General features: G+C 55.9%; 21 protein-coding genes and 1 riboswitch. Of the genes, 4 read left to right on the top strand and 17 right to left on the bottom strand.

Annotated elements, in window-relative coordinates:
* Positions 1-116 precede the first annotated feature (116 nt).
* Complete coding sequence (locus tag V3851_RS17040; RefSeq protein WP_331847755.1) at positions 117-1,139, bottom strand: C40 family peptidase; 1,023 nt, start codon at positions 1,137-1,139, stop codon at positions 117-119.
* A 234-nt stretch (positions 1,140-1,373) separates the two neighbouring features.
* Entirely contained in the window at positions 1,374-2,261 is an 888-nt protein-coding gene (locus tag V3851_RS17035) for a cation diffusion facilitator family transporter (RefSeq protein WP_331847754.1), read from the bottom strand.
* A 203-nt stretch (positions 2,262-2,464) separates the two neighbouring features.
* On the opposite strand from V3851_RS17035, the gene V3851_RS17030 reads away from it, so the two are divergent.
* Positions 2,465-2,653: a hypothetical protein gene (locus tag V3851_RS17030; RefSeq protein WP_331847753.1), complete on the top strand. Its 189-nt coding sequence runs from the start codon at positions 2,465-2,467 to the stop codon at positions 2,651-2,653.
* A 104-nt stretch (positions 2,654-2,757) separates the two neighbouring features.
* Here V3851_RS17030 and V3851_RS17025 read toward each other — a convergent pair whose 3' ends face one another.
* The 5 genes from V3851_RS17025 to V3851_RS17010 all read right to left on the bottom strand — a co-directional run bounded on the left by V3851_RS17025 (position 2,758) and on the right by V3851_RS17010 (position 8,519).
* Positions 2,758-4,383, bottom strand: a complete 1,626-nt coding sequence (locus V3851_RS17025) for an ABC-F family ATP-binding cassette domain-containing protein (RefSeq protein ID WP_331847752.1) — start codon at positions 4,381-4,383, stop codon at positions 2,758-2,760.
* A 530-nt stretch (positions 4,384-4,913) separates the two neighbouring features.
* A complete protein-coding gene (locus V3851_RS17020) occupies positions 4,914-5,885 on the bottom strand; it encodes an MBL fold metallo-hydrolase (protein ID WP_331847751.1) in 972 nt (323 codons plus the stop codon).
* Between the two features lie 146 nt (positions 5,886-6,031).
* A complete protein-coding gene (gene cydS, locus V3851_RS27000; RefSeq protein WP_414859331.1) occupies positions 6,032-6,133 on the bottom strand; it encodes a cytochrome bd oxidase small subunit CydS family protein in 102 nt (33 codons plus the stop codon).
* A 23-nt stretch (positions 6,134-6,156) separates the two neighbouring features.
* Positions 6,157-7,173: a cytochrome d ubiquinol oxidase subunit II gene (locus tag V3851_RS17015; RefSeq protein WP_331847750.1), complete on the bottom strand. Its 1,017-nt coding sequence runs from the start codon at positions 7,171-7,173 to the stop codon at positions 6,157-6,159.
* On the bottom strand, positions 7,170-8,519 hold the full coding sequence (locus V3851_RS17010; RefSeq protein ID WP_331847749.1) for a cytochrome ubiquinol oxidase subunit I: 1,350 nt from the start codon (positions 8,517-8,519) through the stop codon (positions 7,170-7,172). The genes V3851_RS17015 and V3851_RS17010 overlap by 4 nt, the downstream gene beginning before the upstream one ends.
* A gap of 341 nt (positions 8,520-8,860) precedes the next feature.
* On the opposite strand from V3851_RS17010, the gene V3851_RS17005 reads away from it, so the two are divergent.
* Positions 8,861-10,009 carry a virulence factor gene (locus tag V3851_RS17005; protein ID WP_331847748.1) on the top strand — a complete coding sequence of 383 codons (1,149 nt, stop codon included), beginning with the start codon at positions 8,861-8,863 and terminating at the stop codon, positions 10,007-10,009.
* 147 nt (positions 10,010-10,156) lie between these two features.
* A riboswitch (Lysine riboswitch) is annotated at positions 10,157-10,350 on the top strand.
* Between the two features lie 155 nt (positions 10,351-10,505).
* The gene (locus tag V3851_RS17000; RefSeq protein ID WP_331847747.1) at positions 10,506-11,969 is read left to right on the top strand and encodes an amino acid permease; all 1,464 of its coding nucleotides are present in this window, start codon (positions 10,506-10,508) and stop codon (positions 11,967-11,969) included.
* Positions 11,970-12,043: 74 nt separating this feature from the next.
* On the opposite strand, the gene V3851_RS16995 is transcribed toward V3851_RS17000, so the two are convergent.
* Positions 12,044-13,171 (bottom strand): transglutaminase domain-containing protein, encoded by a 1,128-nt coding sequence (locus V3851_RS16995; protein WP_331847746.1) that lies wholly within the window; start codon positions 13,169-13,171, stop codon positions 12,044-12,046.
* Positions 13,172-13,498: 327 nt separating this feature from the next.
* Between V3851_RS16995 and V3851_RS16990 the strand changes: the two genes are divergently transcribed.
* Positions 13,499-13,696, top strand: coding sequence for a hypothetical protein (locus tag V3851_RS16990; protein WP_331847745.1), 198 nt, complete (start codon positions 13,499-13,501; stop codon positions 13,694-13,696).
* Between the two features lie 111 nt (positions 13,697-13,807).
* On the opposite strand, the gene V3851_RS16985 is transcribed toward V3851_RS16990, so the two are convergent.
* The 9 genes from V3851_RS16985 to V3851_RS16945 all read right to left on the bottom strand — a co-directional run bounded on the left by V3851_RS16985 (position 13,808) and on the right by V3851_RS16945 (position 24,345).
* On the bottom strand, positions 13,808-14,044 hold the full coding sequence (locus V3851_RS16985; RefSeq protein ID WP_331847744.1) for a glutaredoxin family protein: 237 nt from the start codon (positions 14,042-14,044) through the stop codon (positions 13,808-13,810).
* Between the two features lie 21 nt (positions 14,045-14,065).
* Positions 14,066-15,016, bottom strand: coding sequence for a thioredoxin-disulfide reductase (trxB, locus tag V3851_RS16980; protein ID WP_331847743.1), 951 nt, complete (start codon positions 15,014-15,016; stop codon positions 14,066-14,068).
* Positions 15,017-15,173: 157 nt separating this feature from the next.
* Positions 15,174-17,123: a heavy metal translocating P-type ATPase gene (locus tag V3851_RS16975; protein WP_331847742.1), complete on the bottom strand. Its 1,950-nt coding sequence runs from the start codon at positions 17,121-17,123 to the stop codon at positions 15,174-15,176.
* A gap of 340 nt (positions 17,124-17,463) precedes the next feature.
* Positions 17,464-18,756 carry a homocysteine synthase gene (locus V3851_RS16970; RefSeq protein WP_331847741.1) on the bottom strand — a complete coding sequence of 431 codons (1,293 nt, stop codon included), beginning with the start codon at positions 18,754-18,756 and terminating at the stop codon, positions 17,464-17,466.
* Positions 18,757-18,887: 131 nt separating this feature from the next.
* Positions 18,888-20,828 carry an FAD-binding protein gene (locus tag V3851_RS16965; protein WP_331847740.1) on the bottom strand — a complete coding sequence of 647 codons (1,941 nt, stop codon included), beginning with the start codon at positions 20,826-20,828 and terminating at the stop codon, positions 18,888-18,890.
* A gap of 150 nt (positions 20,829-20,978) precedes the next feature.
* Positions 20,979-21,788, bottom strand: a complete 810-nt coding sequence (locus tag V3851_RS16960; protein ID WP_331847739.1) for a MerR family transcriptional regulator — start codon at positions 21,786-21,788, stop codon at positions 20,979-20,981.
* Between the two features lie 220 nt (positions 21,789-22,008).
* Positions 22,009-22,884, bottom strand: coding sequence for an ABC transporter ATP-binding protein (locus V3851_RS16955; RefSeq protein ID WP_331847738.1), 876 nt, complete (start codon positions 22,882-22,884; stop codon positions 22,009-22,011).
* A complete protein-coding gene (locus V3851_RS16950; protein ID WP_331847737.1) occupies positions 22,881-23,741 on the bottom strand; it encodes a hypothetical protein in 861 nt (286 codons plus the stop codon). The genes V3851_RS16955 and V3851_RS16950 overlap by 4 nt, the downstream gene beginning before the upstream one ends.
* The gene (locus tag V3851_RS16945) at positions 23,725-24,345 is read right to left on the bottom strand and encodes an RNA polymerase sigma factor (RefSeq protein WP_331847736.1); all 621 of its coding nucleotides are present in this window, start codon (positions 24,343-24,345) and stop codon (positions 23,725-23,727) included. The genes V3851_RS16950 and V3851_RS16945 overlap by 17 nt, the downstream gene beginning before the upstream one ends.
* Between the last annotated feature and the right edge of the window lie 34 nt (positions 24,346-24,379).

The following is a 24,379-nucleotide window of genomic DNA, read 5'->3' as shown; positions in this document are numbered from 1 at the left end:
TAAAAATCATCTTTCACTTATATTAAACAAGATCGCCCCGCAGGAAAAGGAAGACATCCTTATCTCGCGGAGCGATCTTTGTTACATAATAGGGTGAAGCCATTGCCGGGATTAAATTATTTCAGTACGCTGCCTCCATAGAGGAAGCGATATTTCCAAGCGCCGTCAAAATCGTCAACCCGTACTCCTCCCGATTTGACGGAGTAGGTTTGCAGAATCTTGCCATCCCCCATATAAATAGCAACATGGGTAATGCGCTCCGTGTTCGGATTCATCCCTGCATAAGCCGAAGCCGAGGAACCTTTATAGCTGCTGAAAAAGACCAGATCGCCGGCCTTCAGACTGCCGATATCGTAAACGGCCGTACCATTGTTCCGAATCCAGGTGCCTTGCTTGCGCGAGTCGGCCGGCAGAACGATCCCGAGCGCATCTTTGTAAGCCTGACGGACGAAGTCGGAGCAATCGAAGGTGGTGGTCGTATTGCGGTTAGAACCGAATTCGTACGGAGTGCCAAGATATTTCAGCCCCGCTTGGATTACCTTTTGTACCTGCTCGCTGATCGAAGCCGACTGTTCAGGCGCCGGATTCGACGGCGCAGGGCTGGACACGGTACCGCCGATCTGCAAATATTTACTGGACGTACTTACATAACCCGTTTGACCGTCTTCGGTGCGAACTTTATAGAAATAGCTGTTGCTTTGTTCCAGGATCGTAAGCTTTGTTCCCTTGCCGAGCATCTTCACCACTTTACCCGAAGAGACGGAAGGCTGAGTGCGCAAGTTTACGCCGTAAATGACAACGGCGGATGTACCTTGTCCTCCTTGGTTTTGCGAAACTCCGCCGCTCACGGATATATATTTCTCCGAAGCGCTGACATATCCCGTCTTGCCATCCGAAGTTTGGATTTTGTACCAATAATCATTGGTCTTCTCCAGAACGGCTACGGTCGTTCCTTTCTTAACCAAGCCGACCACACCGCCGGATAGCGACGGCTTGCTCCGCAAATTCACGCTATTCTCGATATGTCCTGTAAGTGCGGACTGGGCCGATGCGGCCGCGGCGGACACTTCCCCTTGCACAGTTGTATAAGAAGTAAGCAACATAGCGCTCATAATCATAACAGCCATACTTCGTTTCATTAATGTACCTCCTTGAGTAGCTCTAGATGTCAATTTAGGCGATTCCTGTGCCGTTCCCCCTTTCTCTGGACTAGATCCCATTATACCCCATGTCGAACTTTGTCTAAATCCGTCGATTTTCGTGTTAAGGTTACAAAGTTGTTACAATTTACCCAGTTACCTAAAAATAAAAATAGGGCCCTATTTCCTAAATGGAAATAGGGCCAAAGGGCTTGTACCGCAAAAATTATTTCGTCAAACCGGCGATCCGACTTCGTCCGCTTTCGGCTCCACATGAACATGGACATGCATGACATTCCGGTTCTTTCTCATCCGTTCCTCCACCCGGTCGCTAATCTCATGCGCTTCGATTACGGATAGCTCGGGGTCGACTTCGATGACGACATCGACCAGCACATGATTGCCATGGACGCGGGCCTTCAAATCCCGGATGCCCTCCACGCCCTGGATGCGGGCGATCGTACTCCGCAGGCCGGTAAGCTCTTTCTCGTCGAATCCGTCCGTAAGATTGTGCGTGGAATCCCGGAAAATATCCCAGGCCGTCTTGCAGATCAACAAGCCTACGGCAATCGCTGCGGCGCCGTCGAGCCAGGGCAGCCCGAACTGCGCTCCGATAATTCCGACCGCCGCCCCGATACTGACCATGGCGTCCGATAGATTGTCTTTTGCTGCCGCCATCAGCGCCTGGTTGTTAATCTGCTTGGCCAAATTCCGGTTATACCAGTAAACGCCGGCCATCGCTACCGCACAGATCAGGGCCACTACGGCGGATAAAATATCTGGCTCCGCATGTTTGCCTTCAATCAATCCGCGCACCGCGGCGATAATAACCTGGATGCCGACCATCGCCATAATAAACGAAGCGATCAGCGCAGCGATCGTCTCGGCCCGGAAATGGCCGTAAGCATGATCCGAATCCGGCGGTTTCTGCGAAATCCGGAGCCCGACCAGCACCGCCACCGAGGCAACAATATCCGTAAGATTATTGAATCCGTCCGCAAGCAGCGCGCTGGACGCAAATATGTAACCGCTAATCAGCTTAAAGGCGGACAGCAGCAAATAGGCCGTGATGCTAACCCATGCTCCCCGTTCTCCCTTTCTTATATCTTCGTAAATATCCAAACAAGGCACCTCCGGACCTCTCCCGGCAAAGAGGTTATTTCAAAGTCGTTACATCATCGTAGCAAATGAAATCCGTGTAAGTCTAGAGAAACAGTGTTGCCCCGGGCAAAAGCAAAACTCAAGGCTCATTATTCCCGTTGTACGCTTATTTAAAAACGTTTAAAATAAGGCTAGCCCCCTTCAATTTTGAGGAGATGATCTTGATGACGGAAAACCATGAACCCCGCAAAATCGACCTGGCCGAAGCGATGCGCCAGAAGCTTGCGCAAAAGAAGCAGCAGCAGCAAAACGCCAACAAGCCGGGTGCGGCCGGAGTCCAACAAACCAAAATGCTGAAAAGCCAAAACAACAAAAAGCCGAACAACCAACGTCGGCGGACCGGGGGATCGTAAGAAAGCCCCTTTCAAGCATAAAACAAGCCGTGACTGTCCGAGGGACGGTCACGGCTTGTTTCATTAAATGAACAATTTATGCTTGCCGAAGCGAAATGCAAACATTAAGCTTCTTCGGGATACATACTCTTGCGCAGGTTTTGAATTTCTTCGCTCTCCAGGTATTCATCGTACGACATGACGCGGTCGATGACCCCGTTTGGCGTAATTTCGATAATCCGGTTCGCGATCGTTTGGATAAACTGATGGTCATGCGACGTAAACAGAATCGTCCCGTCAAAATCAATCAGCCCGTTGTTCAGGGCCGTGATGGATTCGAGGTCGAGGTGGTTCGTCGGCTCGTCGAACAGCAGCACGTTCGCGCCGTTGAGCATCATTTTCGCCAGCATGCAGCGGACCTTCTCGCCCCCGGACAGCACGCTCGCCTTCTTGAGCGCTTCTTCGCCGGAGAACAGCATCCGGCCGAGGAAGCCGCGCAGGAACGTCTCGTCCTGATCGTTCGAATACTGGCGGAGCCAATCGACCAGACTGAGTTCCACACCGTCAAAATAGCTTGAGTTATCCTTCGGGAAATAAGCCTGCGACGTCGTCACGCCCCAGCTGTACTCGCCGGCTTCCGCCTCAAGCTCGCCCATGAGCACCTGGAACAGCGTCGTCTTCGGCAGAGAGTTCGGGCCGACGAACGCAATTTTGTCCCCTTTGTTCACGACAAAGCTCAAGTTGTCCAGCACCTTCTCGCCTTCGACACTCTTGGTCAAGCCGTCCAAGGTAAGCAACTGCTTGCCCGCCTCGCGCTCCGCTTTGAAGTGCAGGAATGGGTATTTACGGTTGGAAGGACGGATATCCTCCAGCGTAATTTTATCCAATTGTTTCTTACGGGACGTCGCCTGCTTCGATTTGGAGGCGTTCGCCGAGAAGCGTTGGATAAAGGCTTGCAGCTCCTTGATCTTCTCTTCCTTCTTCTTGTTGGCGTCCCGCTGCATTTGCAGCGCCAGTTGGCTGGACTCGTACCAGAAGTCGTAGTTGCCTACATACATCTGGATTTTGCCGAAATCGATATCGGCGATATGCGTACACACCTTGTTCAGGAAGTGCCGGTCATGGGATACCACGATGACGGTGCCTTCATAATCCATGAGGAAGTTTTCGAGCCATTGGATCGATTCGAGGTCCAAGTGGTTCGTAGGTTCGTCAAGCAGCAGATTGTTCGGACGGCCGAACAGCGCCTGCGCCAGGAGCACGCGAACCTTCTCGTTGCCGCTGAGCTCCGCCATCTTCTTGTCATGCAGATCGCGCGGAATCCCGAGGCCGATCAGAAGCGCCGCAGCATCCGGTTCGGCATCCCAGCCGTTCAGCTCGGCGAATTCGCCCTCCAGCTCACCGGCGCGCATGCCGTCCTCTTCCGAGAAATCGGCCTTGGCATAAAGCGCGTCCTTCTCCTTCATGATCGAATACAGACGGCCGTGGCCCATGATGACGGTTTCCAGCACCGGATACTCGTCATACTCGTAATGGTTCTGCTTCAGCACGGCGAGCCGTTCGCCCGGCGTCATGCTGACTTCGCCCTGGTTCGGCTCGATGTCCCCGGCCAAAATTTTAAGAAACGTCGATTTTCCCGCTCCGTTGGCCCCGATCAGGCCGTAGCAGTTGCCCGGCGTAAATTTTATATTTACATCTTCGAAAAGTGCCCGTTTTCCGTAGCGGAGCGTTACACCGTTTGTGCTGATCATTTAAATAATCCCATCCTTTATGAGTTGTCACTACTGGCTCAATATTATAGCATAAATCGCCCCGTAATGCGCCGGAAACCGCCATATTCGCCTCAAAATAAACGCAAAAGGCCGTCCTACCGGCCCCGAATTTGTCTCGGGGCGCAGGCGGACGGCTTATTTATACAAAATAATTGCGGTATTGAGCACGTAAAAATTAACTGTATTTCCTGCAGTTAATTTTTCTAAACTAAGCCAGCTTGTCAATTTAACTGGAAAACATGCAGCTATTTTCTCCGGTTTGCGCCAAACTGCGTTCAAAGGGAAGAAATAACGGCAGGTTTTCCAGTTATTTAAGGAGATCGGCGGATAATCGCGAAAATAACTGGAGGTTATACAGTTAAATTGGCGGAGGGGGTGTTTTCGGCGGTGCGGGCGGGAGCAGACAGCGGTGCGCAGCGCAGACCGCCGGCACTTGCAGGCGCAGGCCGCGCCCGGCGGCCGCCAAAGCCCGCTGATCCGCTCACCGGGTGCTGCGGCGCAGCGCTCTCTTACGCCTGCTGCGGGAACCGCAGCGTCTCCCCGTGCATCAGCACCCGGATCGCGTCCTCCGCGATCCCGCGCTTCCGCCGGTCCGCCTCCAGGCGGTCCAGCGCTTCGCGCGCCGTGTCGTCGGCGAGCCGGAAGGTGCCGTAATGCATCGGCACCATCAGCTTCGCCTTGACGTCGACGAACGCTTGCAGCGCTTCCTCCGGCGTCGTGTGCTGGCTCGTCATGAACCATTCGGGTTCATACGCCCCGATGGGCAGCAGCGCCACGTCGATGTCGAAGCGGTTCCCGATCTCGGCGAAGCCGCGGAAATACCCGCTGTCTCCGGCAAAATAAATGACCGGCTGCTGCGGCAGCTTCTCGTCGTCCCGCCGAGCCGCCGGTCCCGCTGCCGGCTCCAGCACATAGCCGCCCCAATGGGACGTGTTCGTGTCGAACGGCGTCCGCCGCGTCCAGTGCTGCGTCGGCACGAACGAGATTTTGGCGTTACCGATCTCCGCATGCTCCCACCAGCTAAGCTCGATCGTACGCCGGAAGCCTTTGCGGAGCATTTTACGCCCGAGGCCGGAAGGAGCTATGATCTGCGTCCCGCTTCCGTAAAGCCGGCGAATCGAAGAGACATGCATATGGTCGTAGTGCGAATGCGAGATGAGAATGACGTCGATGTCCGGTACTTTTGCGATGGGCAGTCCCGGTGAACCGAGCCGCCGCTGAAAGCCCATGCGCTTAGCCCATACCGGGTCGGTCACGATATTAAGCCCTTCATACTGTATGAAAAAAGTGGAGTGCCCGATCCAGGTGACCGATGCTTCCTCCCGGTTGGCGAGCAAATAATCCAATTGGGGCGGCGAATTCGGAATAATATAGGAATAATCCTTCTTTTTGGTGCGGCGTTCTTCCCTCCACTGCCTAAACTGCTTCAATGTTTTGTCCGTGCTCACATTATCCAAGTTGTTGTAGCGCGTTCTCGGCATACCGAGGATTTTCCTCCCTTCATTCTTTCATCCATCTTCCATCTTTTCATCTTCCATCCTTCTTAGCGTTCTTCCTTCTGCCGTCGGATGGTCTTGCATTTGCCCTTTATTGTAGTCGATCCGGGAGGCCATGCCAAATTTTCCGGCTAATCGGCAGGGTCTTTATACCGGGCCCCATAGACGAACAGAAATATGACCGCGCCCACGATCACCAGCTCCGGCGCAATCATCGTCATAAAAAACTCCATGCTTCCTCGCATCCTTTCTTAAATTATTCGCCACGCACGTATTTGGCGTCAAACAGAAACAGCCGCATGATCAAAACCAGCGAAGGAATCAGGATCACCAGCCCGGCCACAAACGCCGTGATCAACGCGATCGCCATCGTCTCGTTCGTGAAGCCTTCGTAAATGCTGACCTGCTTGTACAAAATATAAGGCAGATGCGAGCGCCCATAACCGTACCAGGCAAAACCGAACTGCAGCATGACGAGGATGAACGACCAGCCGAGATATCGCTTTCTCCACATCAAATAAACCGCCAGCAGAAAACAAATCAGCGAACAGAGAAACATCCAGGCGATGTTCAGCATATTTCCGAAATGTTCCGGGTTCTGCCGGTTAATCTGAAAAAAGGCGAACACGCAAGCCAGAATGGTGGGTCCGCTCCACATCAGCGCATACCCGCGCAGCACGCCGAATGCGCCTTGATCTCCGGCCTTGTTGGCGTAATATGCAAGAAACATCGCAGAGATGTACAACACGGATACGAGCGCCAGCAAAATGACGGACCAGGTGTACGGATTGGCGAAAAAGCCGGCCCAATCCAGAATTACCCTGCCATTCTCCTCCCGGATGATCCCGCCCTCGGAAATGGCCAGAATCGTCGACAATGCCGCCGGAATCAGCAGCCCGGTCGCTCCGTAAATCGCCATATACGCCTTGTTGTTTACCTCGCTGCTGCCATAGGTGTTATAAGCGTAGTAAGCCCCCCGCAGCGCCAGCAGCACGGTCACGAGGCTGCCGGGAACGAGCAGCGCCGTGCCGTAATAATATGCGGAATCCGGGAAGAAACCCACCAGCCCGACGACGAAAAAGATCAGAAACACATTCGTTACTTCCCACACCGGAGACAAGTAACGCTGGATAATGTTGTGGACTTTGTTTTCATGCCCCGTGATTACGCTGTAATAACTGAAAAACCCCGCCCCGAAGTCCACCGAGGCCACGATCAGGTAACCGTACAAAAAGGTCCACAACACGGTAATGCCGACGACTTCATAGCTCATTTCCGTTCACCTTCCATAATCCCCCGCTCCCGCATCTCTTCAGCAACATCCTTGCCTCGAAACAGCCTGGCCAATACGAAGATGCAGGAGATGCAAAGCACAAGGTACAAGATCACGAACAATATCAGCATGGAACCAACATGCGGCGATGTTGTCGCCGCCTCCGACACCTTCATGTAACCGCGAACGATCCACGGCTGGCGGCCGAATTCCGCGAACAGCCAACCGAGCTCGATCGCGACCCATGCGAGGGGGCCAAGCGCGAGAATGCCAAGCAGCAGCGATTTGGAGTAGCCTTTGAACTTCCCCGGCAGCCAGCGGCGCACCAAATACAAAAAAGAAATCAGCAAAAGCAGCACTCCGATCGTTACCTTCAGGTCGAACATATAATGGATCAGAAGCGGCGGCCGTTCATCCTTCGGAAATTCCTCCAGGCCCACCACTCTCGTATTCGGGGAGTTCCCCGCCAGAATACTGAGCGCATAAGGAATCCTTATCGCATATTTGATCTCGCCGTCCTCCTTAAGGACTCCGCCGTAGATCAGCGGCGCCCGCTCCATCGTCTCGAAATGCCATTCCGCGGCGGCCAGCTTCTCCGGCTGATACTGCGCGAGAAATTTGCCCGAGAAATCGCCGATGACCGCCGTAGAGAGCGCAAACACGAATGCCGCCGTCACGGTCAGCTTCAGCGCCTTCTTGAAATAGACATCCCGTCGTCCTTTAAGCATGCTGTACGCGGCGATTCCCGCCAGAACTCCTGCGCTAAACGTATAGGACGAAGCCAGCACATGGGACACCTTCGTCGGAGTCGCCGGGTTGAACATCGCCACCAGCGGTTGGACATCTGTGAACACGCCGTTTTTTAACGTGAAGCCCTGCGGAGTATTCATGAAGGCGTTTAGGGTCGTGATAAAGAAGGCGGAGGCCGAAGAGCCGATCGCCACCGGAATCAACAGCAGCAAATGCAGCATCGGTTTGCGGAATCGTTCCCAGGTATACAAATAGATGCCGAGAAATATAGCCTCGATGAAAAAAGCGAACGTCTCCATAAACAGCGGCAGGGCGATCGCCCGCCCCGCGACGCGCATAAACGTCGGCCATAACAGGCTGAGCTGAAGACCGATCGCCGTTCCGGTCACGACGCCGACCGCGACGGAGATGACGAAGCCCCGGGCCCAGCGGCGGGCAAGCAGGGAGTAATGCGGATCATTTCTCCGCACCCCTCTCCATTCGGCCAGCGCGATGATAAGCGGCATACCGACGCCTACCGAGGCAAATCCAATATGTACGAATAGAGTAAGGCCGGTCAATATCCGGCTCAGTGTAACGGGGTCCATCGACAGCATGTGCCTTTCACTCCTCCAGAAAAGTTTCGCGCGAGTCAAAAAAGGGAGACTAAAGCCGCCCTTAATAGTAATGCATCAGGCGAATCAGACCCTTTACAACCGCGTAGAGCATAATCACGGCTACCACCCCGCAAACGATAATCAGCGTTCGCTCCTGCTTTTTGAACATGTTCCCCGCTCGCCCCTTTGCAGTGTTCCTCGATTTTCCATTCTCTTATTTTGTCGTTCCGGTTCCTTTTTATTCCTGCCGGTTCTTGTCTTATTCGCGCGGAATTCGGCATACTCTTGGGAAAGTGTCAATGATAAGGTAAAATAAAAGTGGAAGGAGATGTGAACATCCTATGAAAATTGTATTTATCGAACCGACGCCAAGCCCCAATTCCATGAAGCTGCATTTGGACGAAACCTTGGAGCCGGGGATTCGCAGAACATACACGCAAGAAAATGCGCGGTCCGCTCCCGCCTGGATCCGTCAAATGCTCAACATTCCCGGGGTGAAAAGCGTTTTTCACACCGCCGACTTTATCGCGCTGGACCGTAAGGGAAGCGCCGATTGGGCCGCGATCCTGTCCGAGGTGCAGGAGCAATTCGGTCAGGAGCATGTGGAATCGGCCTGGGACCCGGAAGCGGGCGAAGCGGCCGGCTTCGGGGAGGCCCAGGTATTCGTGCAGTTTTTCCGCGGCATCCCGATGCAAATCCGCGTGAAGTCCGGCGCCCGCGAAGAGCGGATCTCGCTCTCCCAGCGGTTCGTGTCCGCCGTAACCGAGGTAGCGAGCGCTACGCTCATCAAAGAGCGCAAGCTGACCGATTACGGCGTTCGCTACGGCGAGCTCGCGGATATCGCCCGCGAGGTCGAGCAGGAGCTGGAAGCCGCGTTCCCGCCGGAGCGGCTGGAAGCGATCAAGACGCAGGCGATCGCTCACGGGCGCAGCGAGGCCGAATTCGTCGAGCAGCGCCGGGCGCTCAGCCTGGACGAAGTCCGGGAGCGGATGAAGGACACGGACTGGCACGGGCGCTACGCGGGCCTGGAGGCGCTGCAGCAGCCCGGCCCCGAGGCGATGCCGCTGCTCGCGGAGGCGGTGCGCGATCCGCAGATGCAGATCCGCCGGCTCGCGGTCGTGTATCTCGGCGATCTCCGCACACCGGAAGCGATGACGCTGCTCTACGAGGCGCTGCGCGACAAGTCCGCGGCCGTCCGCCGCACCGCCGGCGACACGCTGTCCGACATCGGCGATCCCGCCGCGACTCAGCCGATGATCGACGCGCTCCGCGACCCGAGCAAGCTCGTCCGCTGGCGCGCCGCCCGCTTCCTCTATGAGATCGGTACCGACGACGCGCTGGAGCCGCTGCGCGCGGCCGTGGACGACCCCGAGTTCGAGGTCGGGCTCCAGGCCCGCATGGCCGTGGAGCGGATCGAATCCGGCGAGGAAGCCGCCGGAACGGTATGGCAGCAGATGGCCAAGCGAGATCGCGGCGGGGACAAGGAATAACGGAAAATGCTAGACTCCGTGCGGAAGCAATGTCAATAATTTGTCATTGCTTCCGCACGTTTGCTTCGATATACTAAGGAACTGTTGCGGAGCTTTATTCTTATTCCGGGACAACTCAATAATTTAATAGGAACCTCATCATTCTTTGGGTGAGGTAGAGGTCGCGACTGTGATGAATACACGGGAGGAGGCGTAGGAAGCCGCCGAAGAGTCCCGTGGAAAGGCACCGTCGCCGAAGCTTGCCGCCCCGCTTCAACCGGCGGCAGGCTGGGGCTGTTCCCGAAAGGGGCAGAACTGTCACGGTTTCCTTCGCCGGGAAGCCGTGTTGAGCTATCGCAGTAGGAATGGTGGGGATCACGGCATAAGCATAAGTATAGGCCGCGGATTCTTTCCGCGGCCTTTTTGCTGTTCCTCCGACCTTTTTGTGTTCAGGCTTGCCTCACATGAGAATACTAATGAAGTTCCTGTTTCCTATCATTTTAAGGAGTGTTTATTTATGAGCAAAAAAAACACGGCCGTGTCGTTGAAACCGGGCCTGAAAGCCCGGCATATGACGATGATCGCGCTCGGCGGTTCCATCGGGACGGGCCTGTTTCTCGCCAGCGGCGGGGCGATCGCTTCCGCCGGCCCGGGCGGCGCGCTGCTCGCTTACGCCGCGGTCGGCATCATGGTCTATTTTCTCATGACCAGCCTGGGCGAACTCGCTACCTACATGCCGGATTCCGGTTCCTTTGAAACCTATGCCTCGCGGTTCGTCGATCCTTCCCTGGGCTTTGCCATGGGCTGGAACTTCTGGTACAACTGGGCGATCACGATCGCGGCCGAGCTGTCCGCGGCGACGCTGATCATCAAATACTGGTTCCCGGAGAGCCCTTCCCTGCTGTGGAGCTTTCTGTTCCTGGCGCTGATCTTCGGGCTGAATGTACTGTCCGTCAAGGGATACGGGGAATCGGAATACTGGTTCGCCATGATCAAAATCGCGGTCGTCATTATTTTCCTGATCGTCGGGGTGCTGATGATCCTAGGCATCATGGGAGGCGAAGCGATCGGTTTCAAAAACTTCACGGTCGGCGACGCGCCGTTTCATGGAGGATTCTTTGCTTTCCTCGGCGTATTCATGGCCGCCGGGTTCTCTTTCCAGGGGACCGAGATGGTCGGCGTCGCCGCCGGGGAGAGCCACAATCCGCGGGAGCATGTGCCGCGCGCGATCCGTCAGGTGTTCTGGCGCATCCTGATTTTTTACATTCTGGCGATTCTCGTCATCGGTCTGATCATCCCATACACCAATCCGAATCTGCTGAAAAGCGGCCTGGAGAGCATCGGGGTCAGTCCGTTCACGCTGGTATTCGAAAAAGCCGGCTTGGCCTTTGCCGCCTCCGTCATGAACGCCGTCATCCTGTCTTCCGTGTTGTCGGCCGGAAATTCCGGCATGTACGCGGCATCGCGGGTGCTTTACTCGCTGGCGAAACGGGGCAAAGCGCCGAAATTCCTTGCCAAGCTGAGCCGCCGCGGGCTGCCGGTCAACGCCCTGCTGCTGACGACCTTGATCGGGATGTTCGCCTTCTTCGCCTCCCTGTTCGGGGACGGAGTCGTATACAACTGGCTGCTTAACGCTTCGGGCATGTGCGGATTTATTACCTGGCTCGGCATCGCGATCAGCCACTACCGGTTCCGCCGGGCCTATGTCGCCCAAGGCCGGGACGTCAACGATCTTCCTTACAAAGCGAAATGGTTTCCGTTCGGACCGCTGTTCGCTTTCGTGCTCTGTTTTATCGTAATTTTGGGACAAAATATGGCCGCCTTCACAGGCGACCACATCGATTGGTATGGCATTGTCGTGTCCTATATCAGCATTCCGCTGTTCCTGATCGTCTGGCTGGGCTATAAATGGGTGAAGCGGACGAAGGTGATCCCGCTCAAAGAATGCAATCTGGATTCGCCCGCCCAGCCGCTCGAATAGCCTGTGCAACATCGGCCTTCATTTTTTCGGAGGGCCAAGATCTTAGGCCTAAGGCCTAAGGCATAAGCGGCAGGTTACCGGTTTTCCCAATGAATCTCGACCCGAAGATCGTCCGTGCCCTCAAGGGGCTCCGAAAGGTACCGGACATTGGCCAAGGACAAATCGTACAGGCTGCCCAAATCCTGGACCAGCCTGCGCTCCGTCCCCGCGTACCGGACCGTGACGGTAAGTCCGCCGGATTCGAGCTCCCGCTTGACTTGATTCTGGAGCTCGGACGCGGTACCGACAGCAGCGTCTTGATCATACAACTGGAAGCCGAGCTGCCGCTTCAATGTTTCGTATTCCGCGGCTTCCGCACCTCCCCCGCTCGCCAGCACATTCAAGCTTTCACGATAAAGCGTGCTCGCGGCGGGGTATTTATTTTTCCAGTTGTGATCCCGGCGGATCTGGCTGTCCGTAAGTAGGTAATATTTATAACTCGGCTGCTGTCCCGAAGGCGACAACGGATCGTCCCAGGTCGTATCGAGATGGTACCAGCGGTTGTCCAGCTTTACGAGGTTCCAGGCATGAAGCCGGCTGCCGGCGGTACCCTCGACGATCAGATTGGCGATGCCGGCCTTTTCCAGCAGCTTGTATGCCAAAAGAGTATACCCCTGGCACACGGCTTCTCCGGACCGCAGCCCCTCATAGGCCGTGTATTTCTCCAGTTCTTTGTCATATTGCAGATGCTGCACCACATAATCATGAATGGCCTTTACCTTTTGGTGATCGTTCATTTCCGGCCGGACAATGTCTTGCAGAATCGCCACGGCCCGTTGATCCACATAGGCGGATTGACCGGCGGTTTCGCGGTAGCCGACGCTCAGGATAATTTTGGCCGCGCCGCTTGTGCCGCGCCAGGAATACGTATACCGATCCACAATATATTTGGTGTAAGGATCGCTGTCCAGCGCTCCTTCAATCGCCTTTTTCAATAGGCTTTGCAAATTTCTCGTCGGTCCCTTGTATTTTATAGTCATCGAAGTGTTGCGCGCTTTCAGGCCTTCGGCCACTTCCTGCTGCAGTTCGAGAACCGTGGTCGCATAGGCTTGCTCCGAAGCGGCGGACGCCCGGATGAGATTCCAATCGGCCGGGATGTTTCCCAGCAGCAAAGCTCCCGCCAGACTCGCCGTGATCCATCGTTTCGGCATGCTCTGTCCCATGTCCCTCCAACTCCTCCTCTATAAAATTCGTTACCGACGTCCTTGCCTTCAGGCGTTCGTAAATTGCCGCACGAAAACCAGACGGCTCGTTCTATGCACATTGTAGCACAGCCCGTCCCGCAAAGGTCTTCTAGTTTTGTCGAGCGGACGCGAATCTCCTTCGGGATAAAATTTGAGCTTATCCAGGAAAATGACGTGAAATCTTCTTATTTGACACGTTCCCATTTCAGCAAAATAAATCCGGCTCTGATATAATATTAAAATAAATGCTGTGACATTAATCATTGCATATTTAAATCTGAAAAGATCGGAGAGCGACCAAACGCTATGACAATCGTCAATCTTTCGGATATTTCCATTGAATTGTTCGTTGCCGTCATGTTCTTTCTCCTCATCATTGCTCCGTTGGTAAGTCTCGGGGTTTTGCGCTTGTTCCAAGGCAGGAAGAAAGCGGGTCTGACCCTGATCGGCGGCGGAATTATCGGTTACTTTGCTCTGCAGCTTGTTGCCGACCTGCTGGCCTAGCTCATCGTTTTATCTCATCATTGCGATACGTCGAATATAGAGCACAATACAGCAAAAAGACCCCGTTTCCGGGGCCTTTTGTCTTTTTCTGAACAAATGCTTCAAGTATGATTATCTCTGCTCGGCCAACGCTTGTTCGAACCGGGCCTTATTCATGCCGGGAATACGGTGCTCTCCGATCAGGGTGACCGGTAACACGCGTATGCCCATATCCCAGACCTGCTGGGCATATTCATCATTTTGCCTAATATTGCGCTCTTCGTAAGGGACGCCTTTTTCACTGAAATAACTTTTGACTTGATGGCAGTGAGAACAGTTCGTGCTGGTATAAACGATAACAGGCGCCATATTTCCGCTTCCCGAATCCGGTTAGTTGACCGCGGCGACCGCGGCTTGGTGCTCCAGGTTCTCGATGTATTTCTCGCAATCGAGCGCCGCCATGCAGCCGCTGCCCGCCGCGGTAATGGCCTGGCGGTAACGCGTATCCTGAACGTCCCCGCATGCGAACACGCCCGGTACATTCGTTTCGCTCGTTCCCGGTTTCACCAGGATATATCCGTTCTCGTCCGTGTCGATTTGGCCGCCGAGGAAGCCGGTGTTCGGATGATGGCCGATGGCGACGAATACGCCGGACGCCGTAATGATTTCTTCTTCGCCCGTCGCGTTATTGCGCACCTTCAGGCCCGTCACGCCTTTCTCGTCCGTCAAGACTTCGAGCGGCGTACGGTTCAGCGCCCATTCCACCTTTTCGTTGCTCCGCACCCGGTCCTGCATGATCTTGGAACCGCGCAGCTCGTCGCGGCGGTGCACCAGCGTTACTTTGGAAGCAAAGCGCGTCAGGAAGCCCGCTTCTTCAAGAGCGGAATCGCCGCCGCCCACCACGATAATTTCCTTGCCGCGGAAGAAAAAGCCGTCGCAAGTCGCGCAGGTACTCACGCCGCGGCCGACGTTGTCGGTTTCGCCGGGAATGCCCAAATATTTCGCCGTAGCGCCGGTCGACAGGACGATCGTCTCCGTAACCAGCTCGCCGAGTCCTTCCACCTGCAGCTTGAACGGACGGGAGCTCATATCCACACTGTTTACCCAGCCCATTTTGAATTCGGCGCCGAACCGTTCGGCTTGCTTGCGCATGTTATCCATCAATTCCGGACCCATGATGCCGTCCGGAAAACCGGGGAAATTCTCCACTTCGGTCGTCGTCGTCAATTGGCCCCCGGGCTGCGGGCCTTCGATCACGAGCGGGTTCAAATTGGCCCGTGCCAAGTAGATTGCGGCGGTCAATCCCGCCGGACCCGTACCGATAATAATCGATTTATACATATATAAATTCCTCCTTCAAGGGCGTAATGCTAGGAACTAAACTAGGAAACTAAATAAATAGATTGTAAGGTTAATTATCGGGAATACGCCGTAAACTGTCAACGACCGCACGGAAAGGGTTCCGTGAAGTTTACATGAAAGAATGATGAAGGGAAATCTAGCGAAGCAGACGCAGGCCGTTCAGAATAACGAGAATGGTACTCCCTTCATGGCCGACCACGCCGAGCGGAAGCGGAATCCCCTGAATAAAATTGCCCGCGATCAGCAGCAGGATGACTGCTCCGGCAAACGCCAGGTTCTGCTTCACGATCCTTCTGGCGCGAACCGCCAGGGCGATCGTATCCGCCACCCGTTCCAGATCGTCGTTCATCAGCACGACATCGGCCACCTCCAGCGCCGCTCCGCTGCCGGTCCCCCCCATCGCCACGCCGACGGTCGCGGCGGCCAAAGCCGGAGCGTCATTGACTCCGTCCCCCACCATGACCGCCTGGCCATAGCGGGCCCGCAGATCGGCGACGAGCCGCAGCTTATCCTCCGGCAGCAGATCGCCGTATACGTGATCGATGCCCGCTTCCCCGGCGACCGCCGCGGCGGTTTCCATCCGGTCGCCCGTCAGCATCGCGGTGGCGACGCCGAGGCGGTGAAGCCGCTCGATCGCCCGCTTGGCCTCCGGTCTGACCACGTCGCGCAGCGCGATAATTCCGGCATAGCGGCCGTCGCATTCGATGGCGGAGACGGTATTTCCTTCGCGCATCAGGCGCAGCAGGCTTTCCCGCAGCGAATCCGGCAGCCGCGGATCGCCGGCGTCGGCCTTGCCGACCCGCCATACCGCTCCGCTGACGACGGCTTCGATGCCCCAGCCGGCCAATGCCCGCATATCCTCCGCCGGCTGCAGCTCCAGCCCCGCTTCCTCCGCCCGGCGCACGACGGCGCGGGCGAGCGGGTGCTCCGACAGCCGCTCCGCCGAGGCTGCGGCCGCAAGCACTTGATCGCGCTCGCAGCCCTCCGCGACGACCAGCTCCGTGACGGCGGGGACGCCGGAAGTCAACGTCCCCGTCTTGTCGAACGCCACGACTTTGGCGCCCGCCAGCAGGTCCATATAAGCGGCTCCCTTGAAGAGCACGCCCTTCCTCGCGCTTCTCGACATCGCCGACAGCATCGCCGGCATGACGGACGAGACCAGCGCGCAAGGAGAAGCGACGACGAGGAAGACGCACGCTTTATAGAACGTCTGCGGCCAGGACCAGCCCAGCACGGGCGGCGCCAGCAGCAGAAGTCCGGCCGTCGCCGCCACCACGCCTTTGGCGTAGCGGCTTTCCAGCCGCTTGATGAAGCGCTGCGTCTGCGGCGGCTCGTTCTCGGCCTGCTCCACCAAGGCGATGATCTTGGCGAACAGCGTCCCTTCGGCCGGACGGCTGACTTCCACATACAGCGCGCCTTCCCCGTTCAAAGTGCCGGCGAACACCTCATCGCCGGCCCCCTTGTCGACCGGAATGGCTTCGCCGGTGATCGCCGCCTGGTTGACGGCCGAGCCGCCGCCGGTGACGACACCGTCCGCCGGGATGACTTCCCCCGGCTTCACCAGCACCAAGTCTCCGGGCGCCAGCTCTTCCACGGCAACCGTCCTCATCCCACTGCCGTCAACCTTCACCGCCGTTTGCGGCCTCAGGGCGATCAGCGCGGAGATATCCTTCCGGCTGCGTTCGCTGGCGAAGGATTCCAATGCGCCGCTGAGGGCAAATATGAAGATCAGCATGGCTCCTTCGTTCCAGTATCCGATCGCCGCCGCGCCAAGAGAGGCCGCGATCATAAGCAAATTGACGTCGAGGTCCTTGTCCCGGACCAAGGTTAGCAATCCTTCCCGCGCTTTTATAAAGCCGCCGAGACTATAGGCGGCGATATACAGAATCACCGATAGCTCCGGGGACCATCCGTCCGTCCCCCAGCCGGCCAGCATGAGCATGCCGCTGCCGAGGGCGAGCATCATTTCACGGTGGCGGAGCAGCCGGAGCAGGGAAGCGCCCCGCTTCTTCCCGGGGTTCGGCCGCCGTGCTCCTCGTTGACCTTGAGATACCGTTGCTGGTTTATGCATCGCTTTGGCTTGCATCGTAATTCCTCCTTTATTTGCGTACAAGCTATTGAGTGAGAACGGATAATGGATCATCCAAGTCTCTTTAATGAGAATGAATACTATTGTTAATCCCCTGAAAATGGCACATGCTGCCCCGGGATTCCTCCCGAGGCAGCATGCAATTGAGAACGATAATCATTTTTTGTACTTGTGCAATAATATTTCCCATTGGAAACTTTTCTTTTATAATAACCCGAATATACGATACTGTAAACCGTCTTTTTGCCTAAAATAAAAAACAGCCCCTATCCGGCTCCATTCGCATTCTCCGATGCATCTCCGAATAAAGGCTGCTTTTCAATTATAAATAAGTAAATTAGGCTTGGCTGGCGGCGATCGCCTGCTCCAGATCGTAAATGATGTCGTCAATCGCTTCGGTACCTACGGATAACCGGATCAATTCGGGATTGACGCCCGCGGCCAACTGCTCTTCTTCGCTAAGCTGCTGGTGCGTCGTGCTGGCCGGGTGGATAATCAGCGACTTGGAGTCGCCGACATTGGCCAGATGCGAGAACAGCTTCACATTCTCAATCAGCTTGCGGCCGGCTTCGACGCCGCCCTTGATCCCGAAGGTGAGGATGGCCCCTTGGCCCTTCGGCAAATATTTCTTCGCCAGCTCGTAGGATTCGTGGCTTGGAAGCCCCGCATAGCTGACCCATTCCACTTTGTCGTGGGCCTCCAGGTACTGAGCTACCTTCAGCGCGTTCTGGCTGTGGCGCTCCACCCGCAGATGCAGCGTCTCCAGGCCTTGCAGCAGCAGCCAGGCGTTAAACGGCGACAGCGAAGCGCCCAAATCGCGCTGGAGCTGTACGCGGGCTTTGATGATGAAGGCCTGCGGCCCGACCGCATCGGTATACACGACGCCGTGATAGCTCGGGTCCGGCTGCGTCAGTCCCGGGAATTTGTCGTTCGCCGTCCAGTCGAATTTGCCGCTGTCAACGATGACCCCGCCGATCGAAGTGCCGTGCCCGCCGATGAATTTGGTCGCCGAGTGCACGACGATGTCCGCGCCGAAGTCGATCGGACGGAGCAAATACGGGCTCGGGAACGTATTGTCGACGATCAGCGGAATACCGTTCTCGTGCGCGATCGCGGCGACCGCTTCGATATCGAGCACATCGCCCTTCGGGTTGCCGATCGTCTCGGCGTAAAGCGCCTTGGTCTTGTCGGTGATCGCCGCCCGGAAGTTCTCCGGATTCGACGCGTCGACGAATTTGACGTTGATGCCAAGCTTCGCCAAAGTATGGGCGAACAAGTTATAAGTTCCGCCGTACAGCGTGGATGACGAGACGATTTCATCCCCCGCCCCGGCGATGTTCAGAATCGAGAAGGTAATCGCCGCCTGCCCGGAAGCCGTCGACAAGGCCCCGACGCCGCCTTCCAGCGCCGCGACGCGCTTTTCGAACACATCGTTGGTCGGATTCATAATGCGGGAATAAATATTGCCGAATTCCTTCAGGCCGAACAGATTGGCCGCGTGTTCGGTGTCGCGGAAGCCGTAGGAAGTCGTTTGATACAGCGGGACCGCCCGGGAAAAGGTGGTCGGGTCGATTTCCTGGCCGGCGTGAACCGCGAGGGTTTCAGGCGCAAATTGACGTTCTTCGGACATGGGTGATTCCTCCTCATGAATTGGTATCTGCAAAATAAGTTCTTATTTTTTCATATTCTCTCACATAAATCGCCGTTTGAAAATATAAATCCGATAATTTTTATGTGAATTGTATAAATTATTTTCGGAACTTATTTCTGTAGCGCGTTGGCCGCCGCATGTTCGCCGCCAAGACGACCCGAGGTGAACGAGTAGCCGATGCCGACTCCGTTGCCCACGTAGGTGTCATTAAACAGCACGCCCTCGGATTCAAGGCCTACCGCATACAGTCCCTTTACCGGAACGCGGGCGTCATTCAGCACCTGGAACTTGGTATTGACGAGCAGACCGCCGACCGAGCCCAGATTATTGATTTCCGCTATCACGGCATAGTAAGGTCCTTCCGTGCCCATGGGCTGCAGATAATCCTTCGATTTGCCGAATTCGCTGTCCACGCCTGTCTTTGTCGCTTCAACGTAATTATGGAATGTTTCGGTAAATACGTCCGCATCCATGCCTGCGTTTTTCGCCAGTTCTTCGATCGTATTGCCTTTGTAGCCGTCCCCGTTCTTCACCATTGATTCAAACACCCGCTCGATATTGGTCCAAGGCTGGTCCAACGTAAACCGGTCTTGGAAATCGGCATAAAACTCCGGCGGCATCCCCGGGAGCTTCGGTGCTTTTACCCCGCTCATCCCTTGAGCGGCCAAAGCCTCCAGTTGGGATTTCGAGACGATGACCAGATGGTAAGGACCGTTAAACGCGCTAGTATTGGCCGCCGCCACCGACGTCAAAGTCGCCGCCTCGTCGCGGAACCGCGCTCCCGACGGGCCGACGTTCATGAAGTTCGGCAAATAAGTCAGCATAAGCGGATAGCTTGCTTCAAATGAAGAGTATTCCTTCTTCAATTTGTCCGTCGCTCTGGCCAAGGTCTGATGTAACATCTGGCCGCCGAAATTGTCCGGAACCTTGGCCCCGGCCGCCCAGGCCATTTTCAGCCCTTCGCCCACGTTTTGACCCAAGCCGCCGTTGACACCTTCAAAGCCGAAGTTCTCTTTCACCATTTCCTTGTTGCCCGCATACCCCCCGGTTGCCATCACGACGCTTTTGGCGGTGATCTCCAGGGTGGTACCGTCCGCCTTCTCGGCAATTACGCCGGTTACTTCTCCGGCGGAACCCGTCATCAGTTCTTTGGCGGTCGTTTCGGTGATGACTTGTCCGCCGTTTCTTTCTACCGATTCGGCCAGCATGTTCCGCAGCAATTGCTCCCGCGTCTCATAGGCGGGCAGCACGTGAAGCTGTTCCCCGCCAAAATTCAGGAAGGTGGTTTCATACCCTTTATTTTTCAGCCAGTCGTAAGTTTCTCCGGATTGGGTAACGTATTGTCTGATCGCCGCCGAATCGACACGCCAGTGATTGTTGACGATCCAGTCGGCGATTTCCTTCTCGACTTCAACCTTCACTCCGTTGTCGACCGCGACGGAGGAATTATAGAATTTCCCCGCCCAGGACAGATTGCTCGCTCCACCGATGACGCCGGTTTTCTCGATAATGATCACCTTTGCGCCCTGATCCGCCGCCGTCACCGCCGCCGATACCCCGGACGCTCCGGCACCGACCACGACAACGTCAGCCGTAAGCCGCTCCGTCTTGCCCTCGCCGGCTTTTTTGACCGTGCCGGATTTCAGGGCTTCCAGATCGCCGCCCGCTTGCTTCACCGCGTCTTCCACCGCGGCGATTATCGCCTGGCTGGACAAGCTGGCCCCGCTGACCGTATCAATATTCAGCGTCTGATTCTCAATAATCTGCAGTCTGATTTGTTCCAAAGCCGAATCGCCCAGACCCGCTGTCTCCGACTGACTTACAATCTCAATATTTTTGATCCGGTCAGCCTGTTCCATAGTAACCTCGACTTGGACGGTTCCTTCTTTCCCTTCGGCTTCGCCGGCGTACTTGCCCGGCTTGAACGTCGGTACCGTCCCGTTTCCGCCCCCCGCAACATTTCCTCCTTGGCATCCTCCCAACATCACGGCAAACATCACGATGCATACGATGACCGTGAGGGTTTGGATAAATCTTCCGTTTCTGCGCATATTCTCTCTCCTCCAGGTGTAATAATAAGCAGCCTGCCTGTTGTGATTATTTTCACTTGTGGGAAAGCTCCAATCTCCGCCAGAACGGCAAGCTGCTGCCTGAAGTTTAAACCTTGGTCCGGCACCAAGGTCAATAAGGAATCCCAAAAACTATACCGAAATATTTACTTCAAGGTAAGAACGGGACTCCGTTTCCGCCTTCTCGGTCAAAATGATTCGTCCGACGATATCGCCCGTAACGCGGTAACCGGCGGCTTCGAGATAATCGAACATGAACTGAAGCGTCCGCTTCGTAATATTTTCCTGATGCGGAACGCGGATGACGGAAGAAATGCACGCGGCGGGGGGGATGTACTCCACCAGATCGTTCAGCTCGACATCCAGTCTTTTGGCGTCGACATCGGTTAGGGTCAGTCCCCAGCTATAATCCCATGCGTTTTTGTTCCCTGAGCTTAACTCGCTCTGTTCGACACGGAAGCAAAAAAACGAGAACGGCAGCAGTTCCATCCATGTGTTCACCATGCCTTTCAGACCCTCGTTTTTCAACAGCCGGTTGTTCTCGGTCTGCTTCAGCCGGTAAAGTCCGGGCCGATGTTTGAGAACACATTGATACATGGAGGTTTCCAGGTTGTCAAGCTCGGATTTGATTTCCACCATTTTGTTTAATGTCACCAGTCCCCGCTTGATCTCCTCCTCCAGATTGTTACGGCTTGCGTCGATCTTCTCCGTAATCTTGTCCAGAGAGGAATGCTTCATCAGATCGGCCACTTCTTGGAGCGGGATTTGCAAGCTCCGGTACCAGCGGCTCATCAGCAGGTCCCTGGCATCGAGATCGTTAAAGTACCTGTAGCTATTGAAGTCGTCTTTGACCGGTGTGACAATATCATGCTTCTCGTATAGCCGCAGCGTATCCCGCGTAATTCCCAGAATCGCCGAAAATTCACCTATGCAATACTTCATTCCGGAATTCCCCTTTCTTCGCGCATCGGCACCTAACCCTGATGATACAGGAGCTTCATTGCGAACTCCTATAAACATGTTCACATTTTCACAACCGCGGCAATACAAAAAGAAACCGGTCCTTAGGAAATGGAAGCGCTCGGCAGGCAACCATACAGAAAGGAGAGGTTTCTTTTGCAGAATCAACTTTAATACGCTCGGTTTATACGCTCCGTTTGTCCTACCGGAACTCTCCGGCCGCTTCCTTATTAGAACGGCTTCGCCGGCGGACGAAATAAGCATCCTCCATACTCGGCTCGGCCGCCGTCAGGCCGGGGAAAGGCCGGTTTTTGCCAACGAGGCGCACATACATCCCCTCCGGCTTCTCCCGGAAAAAAATCAGATTCTGTTCCGGACAACGGGCCAAATCATCCGTTGAAATCATCCCTTCCCAGACATTCAGCGGCAAATTCGAAGTCCACTGTGCCCTTTCCCCTTCAAAACGGATCCCTCCCCGATCGAGCCAAAGCACGTGATCGGCCGCCGCCTCCCATTCATTCAGCTCATGAACCGCGGCGACGACGGTTTTCCCTGCGGCGTACCGGGACAGGTAAGAAATCGCCATTTTTCGCTCGGCGGAATCCATCGCATTCATCGGCTCGTCGAGGAACAGGAAATACGGAGCGGCAAGCAGCGACTGTGCGATCGCGATTCGCCGGCGAATCCCCAGTGAAAGACGTCTGATTTTCACATTGCGGTATTCGTCCAGCCGGAAGTCCCGCAGCAGTCCGTCGATTCTTTCCGCCCGGTATACGCCCTTCAATTCGGCCAAATAAGCGAGCAGCCGGTAAACGGTCATCTCTTCGTACAACTCGATCTCCGCCGGTACATATCCGATCTGGCTGCGCAACAGCGGCAGATCGTCGCCGGCGGACCGCTGGCGGTATAATATAGTCCCCCGGCGGGGCATCTGGAGCGTGGCCAGCAGCTCGAGCAGCGTCGTTTTCCCCGCTCCGTTCGCGCCGACGAGCAGCGTCAAGCCCGGATTAATCCGCAGCCGTCCGATATGCAGGGCAAATCCGTCCAAAGGCTGATGTACATTCTCCAGCGTGATCATCGGGCCGTTCCCCCGCCTATGCCGTCGCCGGACTGGAGACTGCGGCTGCGGTAATAAGAACGGAGCAACAGAAAGGCTCCGGCGACAAGCATCAGGAAATCGGCCAAGGTTCTGGTACCCAGCGCCAATCCGTGGGCAATGCTCCGATTTTCAAAGAAGAACCAAAGCGCGTAAACCACGGAAGCCGTAACGCAAGCCAGGGACATCCCTTTGCGGAACAACACGTACATCGCCGCCCCCGACGTAATCATGGAGATGCCGAGCCACTGCAGAAGAAACGGGATCAAAGGCAGCGATACCGCCCCCGCCGCCGCCACCCGGATCCCGACGATCACGGTGCTGACCAGCGCCCAGCACACCACGAGGCCGATGACCATCAGCATCCGGCAGTAAATCACCAGCGCCGGGGGATACGGCGTAATGCTCTCGACCGCGCGCATGCCGCGGTCCCAGGACCGGTAGCTGAACAGCATCGCGGCGATCAGCATGATCGGCGTAATGACCGGAAATAACCCGCTCGGAATCGCTTCGCCCAGCAGCACCATACGATAGGGTCTTTCCGGATCGACCAGCAGGATCAGCATCAGGAACACCGCCGATCCGGCCAGAATCAGCGATTTCCGGTTGAGGCGAAACTGGCTCCAGAGCAGCCTCCGCAAGGACGGAGCCTCGACCTGCGGATTGAAATCCAGCTCGGGCGCGGAAGCTTCCGCTTTAAGCTCGTCGAATTCCGGCTGGAGCGCCGCGATCAGCGCCGCGGTTTCCGACGGCGGCGGCGGCGGCAGCACCGCTTGGCGCAGCGGTTCGCGCAGCTCCCGTTCCAACTGCTCCAATTCTTTATCAATGGAGTGGTTCATGAGGGGACACCTCGCTTTTCTGTTTATGGGTCAATCTTTTTCCCAGCCTGGCGGAGGAAGACTCCGACGGATTGGTTAATATGCGCTTCAGCTTCCTCAGCGCTCCGTATAAATGCGACTTCACCATGCTTAGCGGCAGGTCCGTCAGCTCCGCGATTTCCTGCAGCTTCAGCTCATGGAAGAAGCGCATGCGCACCACATTTTGCTGCATTTCGGGCAGCCAATGAAGCGATTCGGCAATCCGTTCCACTGCCTCCTGCCGCTCCATCATCTCTTCGGCGCCGGGAGAGGGGTCGGCATCCTCCGGCAGTTCGTCCGCCGCCGCATATTCGGAACGGTATGCGGCGCTCCTCCAGTAATCCCGGCAAAGGTTCAATGCCACCTTGTACAACCAGGGGCGAAGCTGCTCGAGTCCGCCGTGCCTTTTCAGATGCCGGATGAGCCGGATAAACGTTTCCTGCACGATGTCCTCCGCCTTCGCCCGGTCGCCAAGCTGCTGTGTCGCATAGCTGAGCAGCGGCCCGTGATAACGGGTGACCAGCAGTTCGAAAGCCTCCTGCTCGCCCCGGGCCATCCGCTCGGCCAATTGTTGATCGGAAATCATGGTCGGTTCCTCCCCTCCCCCTTCTAATATTGAA

The organism is Paenibacillus haidiansis, assembly GCF_036553665.1.
In the GTDB taxonomy this organism is placed as follows: Bacteria; Bacillota; Bacilli; order Paenibacillales; family Paenibacillaceae; genus Fontibacillus; species Fontibacillus haidiansis.
The sequence above is the reverse complement of the archived record's forward strand: the minus strand, read 5'-3'. Positions and strand labels throughout refer to the sequence as shown.